Below are 13339 nucleotides of genomic sequence, written 5' to 3' on the forward strand. Positions count from 1 at the left end.
GATATATCTAAATGAAGTATCGGCAATTTTGCGCGAAGACTAAGTACAGTTTTTGCACCGGAAACCATAACAGGTAGAGATTCCAACATTAGGCACTTTTAATGTTCAAGCTCAATGAAGGAATATTCGAAGTTGCGGAGAAATAACGTGAAACAAATTTGTAATAATTAATTTACATTATTGAAGTCGACTTACCGTTAAAAAATCCATTCACAATGAGGTTTATGCCATGGCTTTCAATAAGCTGAAGGGTTTAAGCATCTCGTGGAAGTTTACTTTGATCTACTTTGTTTTGTTGATGGTGCCCACCGTTTTTATCGGAATCAGTGAGTATCAGAATATGGTTCAATCGGCTAAGCAACAATCCGATCGGAATAGTAGCGAGCGGATCTTTCAGTTAAAGCAGAATATTTTATATACGATCAAAAATGCCGAGAATATCGCGGAAGAGATCGTCTTCAGCAGCGAATTGCAAGCCTTCTTGGACAACGATTTTTCATTCAGTCCCGCTGAAATCGACAATTTTATCTACAATTTTCAAAACAAATTGATCAATATCAAACATTTATATCCCAATAAGTTTTATAAGATCAGGGTGTTTACCAGCAATCAGTCCACCGAGGAAGCTTATGATATCCTCTATTCCCTCCGGCGAATCGCAGCCAAAGATTATTATCGCGTGCTAATGAACTCCTCGGATAAAATGATTTGGGGGGACATGAAGAAAGCGGAGGAGTTTTATGATGTGAATGCAAACATTAACCCTAAGCAGAACAAGAGCATCGTGATTCCCCTGTATGAAAGGATTACGCCAGTGATATCGAATCAATTGATCGGCGTGCTGGAAATCGATATCCTGATTGAAAAGATGTTCGGGGATCTAAATGACTTGCGCCTGGGCGAGCAGGGGTTTATTTATGTATTGGACCGGAACGGCAAGACGATCAGTCCGATTCGTAACAGCCGTTTGGCAGAGCAGATTCATTTAAAGATGTTCCCGGGTGCTAACGGCGTCAAAGAGATCCGGTTCAACAACCAACGTCATCGGGTGGAATATGAAACCATCAAGGAGACTGATTATAAAATTTTGGCGGTGGTTCCGGAAAAGGAAATATTACAAGAAGTGATCAAGCAGAAAAATATGTTAATTTATATCATTTTGGCGGGGATCAGCGCCGTTTTTTTGGTCACTTTTCTGACCACCAACTTTTTGTTTGCCCGGTTAAAAGTCCTGGTAAAAATGATGAAACGGATTCAGAGCGGCGAATTTGACGTCCGGGTTGAGGAACGGGGAAACGATGAGATCGGGGATTTGGCGCGCAGCTTCAATCAGATGGCGGAGAAGCTCGAAGAAGTGATGCTCAATCTGATCGAACAGGAAACCGCCCACCGGGATGCCGAGATCCGGGCTTTGCAATCTCAGATCAATCCGCATTTTCTCTTTAATACCCTGGAAAGTCTGCGCATGGAATGCGAACTGCGGGAAGAATACGATTTGGCGGATGTTCTCACCTCGTTAGGCAAATTATTCCGTTATAACATCAAATGGACCAATCGTCTCGTCCCTTTCAAACAAGAGATCGAACATATCCGAAATTACGTGACGGTAATGAAAGTCCGGCACCGTGAAAAATTCCAGTTTCATGAGGACATTCCAGAAGCGCTTTTAGACTATCTGGTGATTAAAATGATGTTGCAACCGCTGGTGGAAAACTGCTTTTATCATGCTTTCAAGAATTTGGAAGGGATTTGGAAGATCACCATCCATGGCCGGGTCGCGGGGGAGAATCTTTGGATTGAGATCACGGATAATGGCGTCGGAATTGAAGCGGAGCGGCTGGAACGGATCAACCGCGGATTGACCTCAGGGAATGATTCGGAGATTGATAAAAAAACCGAGGGTTTTATCGGGCTGTGGAATGTGGATAAACGGATTAAAATGCAATTTGGTATCGAATATGGCATTACATTGGAGAGTGCAATCGACCTCGGAACCAAGATTGTGATCAAGTTACCCGCTGCGCATTGAATCTATGCGAAGGAAGTGGTTTTTCATGTATAAAATTCTGATCATCGACGATGAGGAGATCATTACCAGGGGTATCAGAGCGATCATTGAACGGGGAAATATCCGCTATTCCGAGATTCGTGAGGCATCAAACGGCAGGGATGGGCTTGAAGCCATCCGCGGTTTTCAGCCGGACATTGTGATCACGGATATTCGCATGCCCTATTTGGATGGCCTGGAATTGATCTCCCAGGTCCATCAGGACGGTTGCAAACGGCCTATCTTTATCATTATCAGCGGTTATGATGATTTCAACTACGCGAAACGGGCGATCAAATACGGAGTGAAGGAGTATTTATTAAAACCGATCGTGAAAGAAGAATTCCTCCAACTGTTGCAACATATTACTCAGGAATTGGACGATAACATCCAACGGCATGAAGCGGAACTGGTGAAGAACATGCAAAGCAAGGTGGGGGTGGAACTACTCAAAGAAAAATATTTCAATTCGCTGATTCATGGTACCTATTATGATGAAAACACGGTATCCAAGCAACTGCTTCAATTGGGGGTCGACCTTTCGTCCGATCGGTTCAAGATCCTGGTGGCGGAGTACCGGCTCCAAGATCATGATTCATGGAAAGCATGGGACGAGATGGAGCGGGTGGCTCTCAAAGAAGCCGTCGATGAAGGAATTTCCGGAATCGTTAATGGGTTTTGGAGCTTTTATGACTCGGGCTTGCGTTTAGTAATTTTGTTGGGCAACCCGGAAAGCTTTTTAATTGAAGCTCACATCAAAAAGGTTACTGATCAGATTACCCGTATTTTAAACGCTCAGCTGCCCGTAGCTACTTTCTATGGAGTCGGCAACAGCGTTACGGGCCTTGTCCATATCCAAAAATCATACCATGAGGCATTACATCTGGCGCTTTATAAGATCTTTCGTGAGCCGGGCGGAATCATGTATTACAAAGATGCCGGTGAGGAGGAGGTCAAGGATTATGTGAATTCGGTCAATTATTTGAAACTCATCAGTGAAATTGAGCTTGGGATGAATAAAAATGTCGGGATGATGCTGGACGAATATTTTGAGCAATTGGCTTTCCATAAAGGTCCGATTGCCAGATTGGTGAGTTTTTACGAGGAATTCAATAAGTATATGTACGATTACTTTACCGAAAAAGGGATTGATTTTTCCATCATTTTTGAACCGGGGGAGGATGATTTTCGTGATTTAGATTCGTTTTGGGCGATTGACCAGTTAAAAACCTATTTAAAAGAGTATTTAACCAAGATCGCCGAAACCATATCCACCTACAAGAGTAACAGCCCGGACCGCAAGATTATCGAACAGATCATCCGTTATATGCGGGAGAACTTCGATAAGGAGATTAATTTAAACATTGTTGCCGACCATTTTGGTAAAAATAATAGCTATTTAAGCGTCTTATTCAAAAAGGAGACCGGCCAGAACTTTTTAGATTACCTTACGATGATTCGGATGGAAAAGGCCAAAGAGTTATTGGCGCAGCATCGGTACAAGATTCAAGAGGTTGCCGGCAGAGTCGGTTACTCCAATGCGAAGCATTTTTGCATGGTATTCAAAAAAGTGGTGGGAATCTCCCCGACCCAGTATCGCGAGGAAAGTTTTTCTTAAATATGAGCCGCCTTTCAGGCGGTTTTTTTATATTATGTCATATTTAAAAGCGTTATGATAAACCCTGTCCGAAGGCCGGGGTGAACACAAAAGCTCAGAAAAGCAAGTGATAAAGTTGTTTTTGAGTCCACTGAAAGGATGATTTCCGAATTGGAGACTTTATCACATGGCTTTTAAAAGAGCGAATGGGAGAGTGGCGGTCTAAAAAATGCAAACCAAATCTAAAAAAGCGAGACCTTTTTCTCTTTAGAGATGGCCTATAATGAACTTGTAACTGAAAGTTAAGTCGATTGTAACCGGTTCTCGCTTGAAAAACTCAAATCACCTGCGCGCGAGGGAGTGTTCTGATGAAAAAAGCGATTGCGATTCATACGGCATTATTGACAATCTTTCTGGTTACGATTGTTTCCGGGAATATTTCTTCAGCAGAGAGAAAATTCAAGATTGGGATCACCCATTATGGATTAAAAAACGAATACACCATTTTATTGAGTAAGGCGCAGCGAGAAACGGCGGCCAAATTCAATGTGGATTTGGATATTTTTGACGGCAATTACGATGTGAAAACCCAATATGACAATTTTGATTATATGATTGCTCAGCGTTATGACGCCATCATTTTTACTCCGGTCGATGTGGATGCCATGGCGGACGCGGTAGAGAAAGCGGTGCGTAACGGCATACCGGTCATCGGCGTCAATACCCAGGTGAATAGCGATAAATTGACTTCGTATATCGGGTCCAATGACATCTCCGCCGGAGAAATGGAAATGACTTATTTGGCCAAGAAAATGGGCGGACGCGGCAACATTGTGATTATCGAGGGGCCGATCGGCAGTTCGGCTCAGGTTCAACGCAGAAGAGGTATCCATAATGTCCTGGCAAGATATCCGAAGATTAAAGTTCTATCTGAAAAAACCGCCAATTGGTCCCGTTCCGAAGGCTTCACTTTGATGGAAAACTGGCTCAAGGCTTTTCCCGATAAGATTCAAGGCGTTTGCGGCCATAATGATGAAATGGCACTGGGGGCGATAAAGGCTTTGGAAAGGAGGGGATTAAAAGTCCCAGTGGTAGGCGTGGATGGCATTTACGACGGATTGCAGGCCATCAAGGAACGGCGCTTGACCGCTACTTGCTTTCAGGATGCTCAGGGCCAAGGTTCCATGTCGGTAGAGGTGGCAGTCAAATTTCTCAAAGGGGAAAAGGTGGCGAAGAACTATTGGATTCCTTTTGAATTAGTAACAGCCGAAAACGTGGCTCAATATTTTGCCAGGCGAAAGTAGCAAGTTCCTTTGAAAGACATACGGATTGTGTGCAATCCAGGGCCGTAATCGCTTGAAAGATATTACTGAATGGGAGATGGTGGCATGAGTTCAATAGCAATCGGCTCGGATGAAGCCGGGTTTGGCTTAAAAGAAAAAATTCGGCAGTTTTTAACGGATATGGGCTTTGAAGTGAAGGATTACGGGGTATATGACACCCAACCGGTACTCTATCCGGACATCGCCGTTCGAGTGGCGCAGGCGATCGCCGCCGGACACCATGAGCGAGGAATCCTGGTTTGCGGCACCGGAATCGGTATGGCCATCGCGGCCAACAAAGTTCCCGGAGTAAGAGCGGCGGTCTGTCACGATCCGTATTCAGCCGAGAGGGCCCGTAAAAGTAATGATGCGCAGATTATGGCCTTAGGAGCCCGGATCATCGGAGAGGAACTCGCCAAACTGCTCGTCACCACCTGGTTACACTCCGAGTTTCAAGGCGGGGGTTCAACCCCAAAAGTAGCCAAGATTACGGAATATGAAAGAATTTTCTGGAACAAGCAGGATGTGTAGCGCCGTTTCATTACAGAGTTTTTCATCAGAATTTCAATAAAGTCGGGAGGATGCGATATGCAAAGAATCATCAATGACCCGGAACAAGTGGTCGAAGATATGCTGGCCGGTTTTGTAAGAACCCATGCCGATCTGGTTGCCCCAACCGATAATCCCAGAGTTATCAAGTATGCCAAAGCGCCAATTCCGGGAAAGGTCGGGGTGGTAACCGGCGGCGGTTCGGGCCATAAGCCGGCGTTCATCGGCTATATCGGCAGGAATATGGTGGACGCGGTGGCGGTGGGTGAAATTTTTTCCTCTCCGACGGCCAAAGCTTTTTATGATGCATTTAAAGCGGCCGATTCCGGCAAAGGAGTGGCTTGCCTGTACGGCAATTATGCCGGTGATAACATGAATGTCAAAATGGCAATCGAGCTGGCTAAGGAAGACGGAATTGAAGTGAAGACCGTGGTCGCCAATGATGATGTCCCTTCGGCTCCCAAAACTGAACGCGCCAAACGGCGTGGGGTGGCCGGGGAAGTATTGATGTGGAAGATTGGCGGGGCCATGGCCGCCAGGGGTGGCAGTTTGGACGAGGTGATCCGGGTAGCGCAGAAGGCGATTGATAACACTCGCAGCATTGGAATCGGCTTGACTCCTTGCACCATTCCGGCGGTCGGCAAACCGAACTTTACGATCGAAGCCGGCACGATGGAGGTGGGAATCGGTCATCATGGCGAACCGGGAATTCAAGTCTGTGAACTAAAGACTGCCGATGAGATGGCTGAGATGATGCTCGACGTGGTACTGCCGGATCTCCCCTTCGCCGGAAACGACCAAGTAGTGGCGCTAGTGTCGGGCCTAGGCGCGACCCCGGTGATGGAACTTTACATTCTATTCAACAAGGTAGCGGAAATGCTTGGCCGGGAAGGCATTACAATTTACCGGTCCTATGTCGGCAATTATTTTACATCTTTAGAAATGATGGGAGTAACCCTCACCTTAATGAAACTGGATGACGAGTTAAAGCTGCTCGTCGATGAAGAAGCCGAATCGATGGGATTGAAACAGTTCAAACGATAAACCGCGCGATTTCAGCGGAAGAATGGGACCTCCGCCGGGTCGAGCCTTGGCGGAAATTCTTCCGGAAACTGTACACAGGAGGAGGAAGAAAATGGACCATTTTTTAAACGATGAAGGGTTGTTCGTGGTGAACTCCTTGATCGTTGCGATCCGGCAGAATAAGGAGTATCTGAGCGAGATCGACGGGGCCATCGGCGATGGCGACCATGGGATCAATATGAATAAAGGGTTTACCCTTTGCAAGGAGCGACTGGGAGATACGCAGGTCAGTTTGACGGTCGGCCTCAAAACCCTGGGCCGAATTTTGCTCACGGAGATTGGCGGCTCGATGGGACCATTATATGGCACCTTCTTTATGGAAATGGCCAAGGCTTCCGAGGGGAAAGAGAGCATCGACAAAACGGTCTTCGGGGCCATGTTAGACGCCGCATTGGCGGGAGTGCAGTCTCTCGGGAATGCCCGAGTCGGTGATAAAACCCTTCTGGATACGCTGTTCCCGGCGGTCGAGGCCTACCAGACGGCGGTGGCGGAGGGACGCAGTTTCAGTACGGCGCTGGAGCGGATGCGGACGGCCGCGGAAAAGGGCAAGGAATCCACCCGCGACTTGGTGGCCAAGGTCGGCCGCGCCAGCCGGCTGGGTGAACGTTCGCGGGGCGTGTTGGATGCCGGCGCCACTTCATGCTACTTGCTATTATCCGCCATGGCGATTTCTATCACGGAATATTTGGCTCGGAGTTGAACGGAATACGAAAATATTTTCCGAGATAACGCATTCATTGTTGTTTTGAAAATATGAAGCCGTTGCAAAGGAGTCAATTACAATGACCGAAGCCGTTTTACTGAAAGTCGACAACATTACGAAGACATTCCCCGGCGTGAGGGCTTTGGATGGCGTGTCGCTGACTTTGAAAAGAGGGACCGTTCATGCGCTGTGCGGCGAAAACGGCGCCGGGAAATCCACCTTTATGCACATTCTGATCGGGATGTATGCCAAAGATTCGGGAGAGATTATCTTTCAAGGGAAGAAGGTCGATTTTTCCCTGCCCAAACAAGCGCTTGACGCCGGGATCTCCATTATTGAACAGGAACTGACTCCGATCTACGATATGACGGTTGCCGAAAACATTTTTTTAGGGCGGGAACCGGTTCGATCCGGTTTTATTGATTATCCCCGGTTGAACCGGATGGCTACCGAAGTCCTGGCGGAACTGGATGTGCAGATCGATCCCGCCAAAAAAATGAAATATCTGAGCTTGGCCGAGATTCAGCTGGTGGAGATCGCCAAAGCCATCTCCTACGATTCGGAAGTCATTATCATGGATGAACCCACTTCGGCGATTGGCGAGAAAGAGGTCGACAATCTTTTCAAAATCATCCGCTTAATGAAAGCGAAAGGGAAAGGCATTCTTTACGTCTCCCATCGGCTCAAAGAGGTCTTTACCATCGCCGATGAAGTGACGGTGCTCCGGGACGGCAGACATGTGGCGACGGAATCGATCCAGAACATCGACCCGAATCACTTGGTCAGCCTGATGGTCGGCAGGAAGATTGGGGAAGAGTATGTCAAGGAGTCCCGACCCGTTGCAGAAACGGCCTTATCCGTAAAAAACCTGTCCCGCCGGGGAAAGTTCAGGGATATCAGCCTCGAACTGAAGAAAGGAGAAGTACTTGGGGTCTTCGGATTGATGGGCTCCGGCCGTTCCGAGTTTCTCCAGGCTTTATTCGGCTACGATCCGGCCGATGAAGGCGAAATATCCATCGCCCAACAGCCGGTGAGGATTGCCAAGACCGCTGACGCCATCCGACAGGGTCTGGCCTTGGTAACGGAGGATCGCAAAAAGATGGGTTTGGTCTTAACGCAGTCCGTTAAGGAAAATATCTCCCTGGCTTCGTTGAAACGGCTGACTCGCCGGATTTTTATCAACCGCAAAGCCGAAAAGAATGACGCTTCCGAAATGATCGCCAAGTTCGCCATCAAAACCGCGGGAATGGAGCACCTCGTCAAGAACTTAAGCGGTGGCAATCAACAAAAGGTACTGCTGGGACGGTGCTTGCTGACGGCCCCGCAGATTCTGCTGCTGGATGAACCGACCCGCGGCATTGACGTAGGAGCCAAAAGGGAGATTTACAAGTTCATCTCCGATTATACCCAGAGTGGTAAGGCGGTGATCATGGTTTCGTCGGAAATTCCGGAGATCCTCAGCATGAGTGACCGGATCATTATCTTCAAAAACGGGCGGATAACCGGAGAATTGTCAAAATGCGAGGCGACTCAGGAGATTCTGCTCCATCTGGCTTCCTAAGAAACCGGCAACCGTAAAGTTCCGGCCGCTCAAATTGGATAAAAAGGAGTGATTATCGATCATGGAAAAACAAATTGCCGCCAAGCCAATGAATCTTGCTTTGGATAAAGAAAGAATCAGATATCTCTTCGCCAATTATGGAATCATCTTTGTCTTTGCGCTGTTATGCGTGGTTCTCTCCTTTGCCAGCCCGTATTTTCTGAAGGAAAAGAACATCGTCAATGTCCTGCGCCAGACATCGATCAACGGGTTGCTCTCGATTGGAATGACTTTCGTGATTTTAACGGGCGGGATCGATCTATCCGTGGGCTCCATCCTGGCCTTCTCGGCGATGGTGGCGGCCTCGTTCTCCAGCGCGACCTTTTCGGCGCTCGGCGGCCATGTTTATTCTCCGGCGCTTGCCTATTCCATCAGTTTGGGCGCAGGCTTGGTTTTGGGTCTGATCAATGGCGTTTTCATCGCCAAATGGAAGGTCGCTCCCTTTGTGGTAACCTTGGGCATGCTGAGCATGGCCAGAGGGTTGACTTACATTTATAACGATGGAATGCCCATCCCCAACATTGACCCATCATTCTTGCCTATCGGGCAGGGCATGTTTTACGCGATACCAGTGCCGGTGCTCATCTTTGCCGTAGTCTTCATCATCGCCTGGCTCATTTTATACCGGACCCGGTTCGGCCGTTATGTTTACGCGGTGGGCGGCAATGAGAAGAGCGCCAAACTTTCCGGGGTGAACACCCGCTTGATCTTCCTCTGCGTTTATGGCATCTGCGGACTGCTGGCAGCCCTGGGGGGCCTGATTCTGACCGCCCGGACCACCGCCGGGCTGCCCCAGGCTGGCGTCAACTATGAACTGGACGCCATTGCCGCAGTGGTCATCGGCGGCACCAGCTTAAACGGCGGACAGGGGACACTGACCGGCACCTTATTCGGCGCTTTGATCATGGGGGTCATCAATAACGGCTTGGACCTCCTCGGAGTCTCATCCTATTTCCAGCAGCTGATTAAAGGCGCCATCATCGTCCTGGCGGTATTGTTGGACTCTTTCCAAAAAGGCGGCAATAAAGACTGAATCCTTAAGTCCTTGGTATAAAACATTGCATACCGCTCATTAGTTGAGAAACTTTCCGGGTTGTCAGCCTCGTTCAAAAGCGGCTCCTTATAAGGAGGTGAAAAAACCCCAATTATACTATAACCCAGTTTTATTTTCCCGGCAACCAAAATCAATTGAGGGAAAGGTAGGATGAAGAATGAAAAAGACTCGAAGCGTCATCGTATTATTACTGGTATTGACCCTATTAATCAGCATCTTTGCCAATGTCCAAATCCTCGCGGCGAAAAAAGTTTATAAGATCGGAGCGGCCGTCTATGGTTTAAAAGCCGAATATATGCGCTTATGGACGACTGCGCTGGAGCGGCATCCGGCGGTAAAAAACGGTACGGTGAAGATTACCGTGTTCGACGGAAAATACGATGCCTCCGTCCAGCAGAGCCAGTTTGAAACCATGGTTACCCAGGGATTTGATGCCATCCTGTTCGTACCCATCGATATTCAGGCGGGAGCCGCGGCGGTGGAAGCGGCTTATCAAGCGCGGATTCCGGTGATTGGTTCGAACACCCGCGTGAATAGCGATCATTTGACCTCCTATATCGGTTCGGATGATGTCAAAGCCGGCGAAATCGAGGCCGAAGCGGTCCTGAGCAAGATCGGCCACAAGGGGAACGTGGTCATCATCGAAGGGCCGATCGGCCAATCGGCTCAGATCGAAAGAAGAAAAGGAAATTTGAATGTGATCCGGAAATACCCGGCTGTGAAGGTCCTTGAGATGAAGACCGCCAACTGGTCGCGCGCCGAGGCGTTGAGCCTGATGGAGAACTGGCTGAATGCCTATCCGGGGAAGATCAACGGCGTGATCGGCCAAAACGATGAAATGGCCCTGGGAGCGATTCAAGCCATGAAACAAGCGGGCATCGACCCCAAAACCATCCCGACGGCGGGAATCGATGGCGTGACCGACGCTTTATTGGGAATTAAAAGCGGCGAACTGGCCAGTTGCACCTTACAGGATGCAACCGGACAATCGCAAGGAGCTTTGGATTTGGCGCTCCGGGCCTTGATCGGAAGTAGCTACAAACCGCAAGCCGATTGCTGGAAAGACATGGTGTGGGGTAAAACCATGCAGAAAGTCTATAATGTGCCCTGGGTTCCCGTGACCAAGGATAATGCCGATAAACTGCTCTCCCAACGGAAAGTGGATACCAGCCGGTAACCGATAGGATAAGCAACGATATGATCCTTGACCTAACCTAAGGTGATGCGAATCACGTCGTTGCCTGTAGAAGACGGAAGCTTTACGTAGAGAAAAGTGCCCGAAGTTCAGCTTCTTCGGGCCTTTCTTTCCGATATGAAAGGGGATATCAGCATGAAAGAGTTTAACGGTTTTGATAAAAACTTTAATCTGGATCAAAAAGTCGCGCTGGTCACCGGAGCCGCCAGCGGGATCGGCAAAGCCATCGCCACGCTGTTCGCGGAGAAGAACGCCGCTCTGATTCTGGTGGACCGGCTGCCTGAAGTGAAAGAAGTCGCGGCTTCCCTGGGGGAACTGGGCGTAAAAATCCTGCCGCTGGTGGTGGATGTAACCAGCAATGAAAGTATCCGCCAGATGGTTGGCGATAGCATCAAGACCTTCGGGAAGATTGACATCCTGGTCAACTGCGCCGGAGTGGTATTCCTGGACGACGCGGAGAATTTGCCGGAGAATGATTGGGATAAGACCATGGCCATCAATTTGAAGGCGCCGTTCATGATCGCCCAGGCGGTGGGGAAAACGATGATTCAGCGGAACGGCGGAAAAATTATTAACATTGCCTCCCAAGCCGGGGTGATCGCCCTCGACAAGCACGTTGCCTATTGCGCCAGCAAGGCCGCGATCATCGGCATGACCAAGGTCTTGGCCATTGAATGGGCGGAATTTAACATTCAGGTCAACGCGGTGTCGCCCACCGTGATCCTGACGGAACTCGGCAAGAAGGCCTGGGCGGGCGAGGTCGGAGAAGCGATGAAAAAGAAGATTCCGGCCGGCCGGTTTGGCTATCCGGAAGAGGTCGCCGCCGGCGTGGTCTTCCTGGCCAGTGACGCGGCTGATATGATCACCGGGGCCAATCTGGTCATCGACGGCGGTTATACCATCCAATAACCAATGGTGTTTGACGGGGCTGTCTTTCCGAACCCAAAGACAGCCTCATTTTATTGTTCATTGAAAAAATCTCCTGGCTGTGGCGAATTGGAAAATACGGCTTCCTCTAAAACGCAATCCCGCATTTGAAAGCTTGATAGGCTATGACAGGCCGCGTGGAATACTCTTGTTGCACCGGCAGGAAATTGATTTCATCCGTCGAAAAATGAGAGGAATTCTAACCATTGCGGAGCATAATTTATCTCAGAGATAGGAACCGGAGGGTGTTCGTCATGCCGAAATGGAACGTTTATGTGACCCGGATGATCCCGCAGCCGGCCATCGAGCGTTTGCAGCAACACTGCGAGGTAACGGTCAATTCCGAGGACCGGGTTTTGACCCGCGCGGAGTTGCTGCGGGAGGTGGCGGGCAGGGACGCGGTGCTTTGCCTGCTGACGGATACGATCGACGTCGCGGTGCTGGATGCCGCAAAAGGAGCCAAGATCTTCGCCAATTACGCGGTGGGCTATAACAACATCGATCTGCAGGCCGCGAGCGACCGGGGGATCCTCATCACCAACACTCCGGGGGTATTGACCGATACTACCGCCGAACTGGCCTGGGCCCTGCTTTTCGCCGTGGCCCGCCGGGTGGTGCCGGCCGATCAATTCACCCGGGCCGGCCGTTTTGAGGGCTGGGGCCCGATGTTGTTCCTGGGGCAGGATGTCACCGGGAAAACGTTGGGGATCTTCGGCGGAGGCCGGATCGGGAGCGCTTTCGGGAAGAAAGCCAAGGGATTTGAGATGAAGCTGCTCTACTGCGACGTGCAACGGAATCCGGAGTTCGAAGCCGAAACCGGCGCCGAGTATGTGACCAAGGAAAGATTGCTCCGGGAGTCCGACTTTGTTTCGCTCCACATTCCGCTGCTTCCCGAGACCCGGCATTTCATCGGTGCCGCCGAGCTGCGCCTGATGAAGCCGACCGCCATCCTGATCAACACCTCCCGGGGACCGGTGATTGACGAAGCCGCCCTGGTGGACGCCTTGTGGAACCGAACGATCTGGGGCGCGGGGCTCGACGTTTTCGAAGCCGAGCCGGAATTGGCGCCCGGCCTGACGGAGCTGGACAATGTGGTCATCCTGCCGCACATCGCCAGTGCCACCATTGCGACCCGGACCCAAATGGGCCTGATGGCGGCGGAGAATATTCTGGCGGCGCTGCGCGGCGAGACTCCGCCCAACTGGGTCAACCGCTAAACCGTTTCCGGGCGGGCATTGCACCGATAACTGAATATCGCTTTT

Annotated in this window: 11 protein-coding genes; all 11 read left to right on the forward strand. The window is 49.7% G+C overall.

The genetic code is table 11. The features are described 5' to 3' along the window. The first annotated feature begins 229 nt into the window (after positions 1 to 229). The 11 genes from EDC14_RS22350 (at position 230) to EDC14_RS22400 (ending at position 13294) form a co-directional block, all read left to right on the forward strand. Positions 230 to 2029, forward strand: coding sequence for a sensor histidine kinase (locus EDC14_RS22350; RefSeq protein WP_132016587.1), 1800 nt, complete (start codon positions 230 to 232; stop codon positions 2027 to 2029). Positions 2030 to 2054: 25 nt separating this feature from the next. After that, the gene (locus EDC14_RS22355) at positions 2055 to 3665 is read left to right on the forward strand and encodes a response regulator (RefSeq protein WP_165908234.1); all 1611 of its coding nucleotides are present in this window, start codon (positions 2055 to 2057) and stop codon (positions 3663 to 3665) included. Between the two features lie 347 nt (positions 3666 to 4012). After that, on the forward strand, positions 4013 to 4948 hold the full coding sequence (locus tag EDC14_RS22360) for a substrate-binding domain-containing protein (protein ID WP_132016591.1): 936 nt from the start codon (positions 4013 to 4015) through the stop codon (positions 4946 to 4948). An 84-nt stretch (positions 4949 to 5032) separates the two neighbouring features. Next, the gene (rpiB, locus tag EDC14_RS22365; protein ID WP_132016593.1) at positions 5033 to 5497 is read left to right on the forward strand and encodes a ribose 5-phosphate isomerase B; all 465 of its coding nucleotides are present in this window, start codon (positions 5033 to 5035) and stop codon (positions 5495 to 5497) included. A 57-nt stretch (positions 5498 to 5554) separates the two neighbouring features. After that, positions 5555 to 6559 carry a dihydroxyacetone kinase subunit DhaK gene (locus EDC14_RS22370; protein WP_132016595.1) on the forward strand — a complete coding sequence of 335 codons (1005 nt, stop codon included), beginning with the start codon at positions 5555 to 5557 and terminating at the stop codon, positions 6557 to 6559. 91 nt (positions 6560 to 6650) lie between these two features. Continuing rightward, on the forward strand, positions 6651 to 7298 hold the full coding sequence (gene dhaL, locus EDC14_RS22375; protein WP_132016597.1) for a dihydroxyacetone kinase subunit DhaL: 648 nt from the start codon (positions 6651 to 6653) through the stop codon (positions 7296 to 7298). A gap of 82 nt (positions 7299 to 7380) precedes the next feature. Then, the gene (locus tag EDC14_RS22380; RefSeq protein ID WP_132016599.1) at positions 7381 to 8862 is read left to right on the forward strand and encodes a sugar ABC transporter ATP-binding protein; all 1482 of its coding nucleotides are present in this window, start codon (positions 7381 to 7383) and stop codon (positions 8860 to 8862) included. A 61-nt stretch (positions 8863 to 8923) separates the two neighbouring features. After that, positions 8924 to 9934 (forward strand): ABC transporter permease, encoded by a 1011-nt coding sequence (locus EDC14_RS22385; protein ID WP_132016601.1) that lies wholly within the window; start codon positions 8924 to 8926, stop codon positions 9932 to 9934. Positions 9935 to 10112: 178 nt separating this feature from the next. Next, positions 10113 to 11132, forward strand: coding sequence for a substrate-binding domain-containing protein (locus tag EDC14_RS22390; RefSeq protein ID WP_132016603.1), 1020 nt, complete (start codon positions 10113 to 10115; stop codon positions 11130 to 11132). A gap of 153 nt (positions 11133 to 11285) precedes the next feature. Beyond that, on the forward strand, positions 11286 to 12059 hold the full coding sequence (locus EDC14_RS22395; RefSeq protein WP_132016605.1) for an SDR family oxidoreductase: 774 nt from the start codon (positions 11286 to 11288) through the stop codon (positions 12057 to 12059). A gap of 272 nt (positions 12060 to 12331) precedes the next feature. Next, positions 12332 to 13294, forward strand: coding sequence for a 2-hydroxyacid dehydrogenase (locus EDC14_RS22400; RefSeq protein WP_132016607.1), 963 nt, complete (start codon positions 12332 to 12334; stop codon positions 13292 to 13294). The last annotated feature ends 45 nt before the right edge of the window (positions 13295 to 13339 follow it).

This window comes from Hydrogenispora ethanolica, from assembly GCF_004340685.1.
GTDB classification, from domain to species: Bacteria; Bacillota; UBA4882; order UBA8346; family UBA8346; genus Hydrogenispora; species Hydrogenispora ethanolica.

Excerpts from the sequence above, each read along its gene's own strand:
- EDC14_RS22350 (WP_132016587.1), top strand. The coding sequence starts at position 230 with ATGGCTTTCAATAAGCTGAAGGGTTTAAGCATCTCGTGGAAGTTTACT.
- EDC14_RS22355 (WP_165908234.1), top strand. The coding sequence starts at position 2,055 with ATGTATAAAATTCTGATCATCGACGATGAGGAGATCATTACCAGGGGT.
- EDC14_RS22360 (WP_132016591.1), top strand. The coding sequence starts at position 4,013 with ATGAAAAAAGCGATTGCGATTCATACGGCATTATTGACAATCTTTCTG.
- rpiB (WP_132016593.1), top strand. The coding sequence starts at position 5,033 with ATGAGTTCAATAGCAATCGGCTCGGATGAAGCCGGGTTTGGCTTAAAA.
- EDC14_RS22370 (WP_132016595.1), top strand. The coding sequence starts at position 5,555 with ATGCAAAGAATCATCAATGACCCGGAACAAGTGGTCGAAGATATGCTG.
- dhaL (WP_132016597.1), top strand. The coding sequence starts at position 6,651 with ATGGACCATTTTTTAAACGATGAAGGGTTGTTCGTGGTGAACTCCTTG.
- EDC14_RS22380 (WP_132016599.1), top strand. The coding sequence starts at position 7,381 with ATGACCGAAGCCGTTTTACTGAAAGTCGACAACATTACGAAGACATTC.
- EDC14_RS22385 (WP_132016601.1), top strand. The coding sequence starts at position 8,924 with ATGGAAAAACAAATTGCCGCCAAGCCAATGAATCTTGCTTTGGATAAA.
- EDC14_RS22390 (WP_132016603.1), top strand. The coding sequence starts at position 10,113 with ATGAAAAAGACTCGAAGCGTCATCGTATTATTACTGGTATTGACCCTA.
- EDC14_RS22395 (WP_132016605.1), top strand. The coding sequence starts at position 11,286 with ATGAAAGAGTTTAACGGTTTTGATAAAAACTTTAATCTGGATCAAAAA.
- EDC14_RS22400 (WP_132016607.1), top strand. The coding sequence starts at position 12,332 with ATGCCGAAATGGAACGTTTATGTGACCCGGATGATCCCGCAGCCGGCC.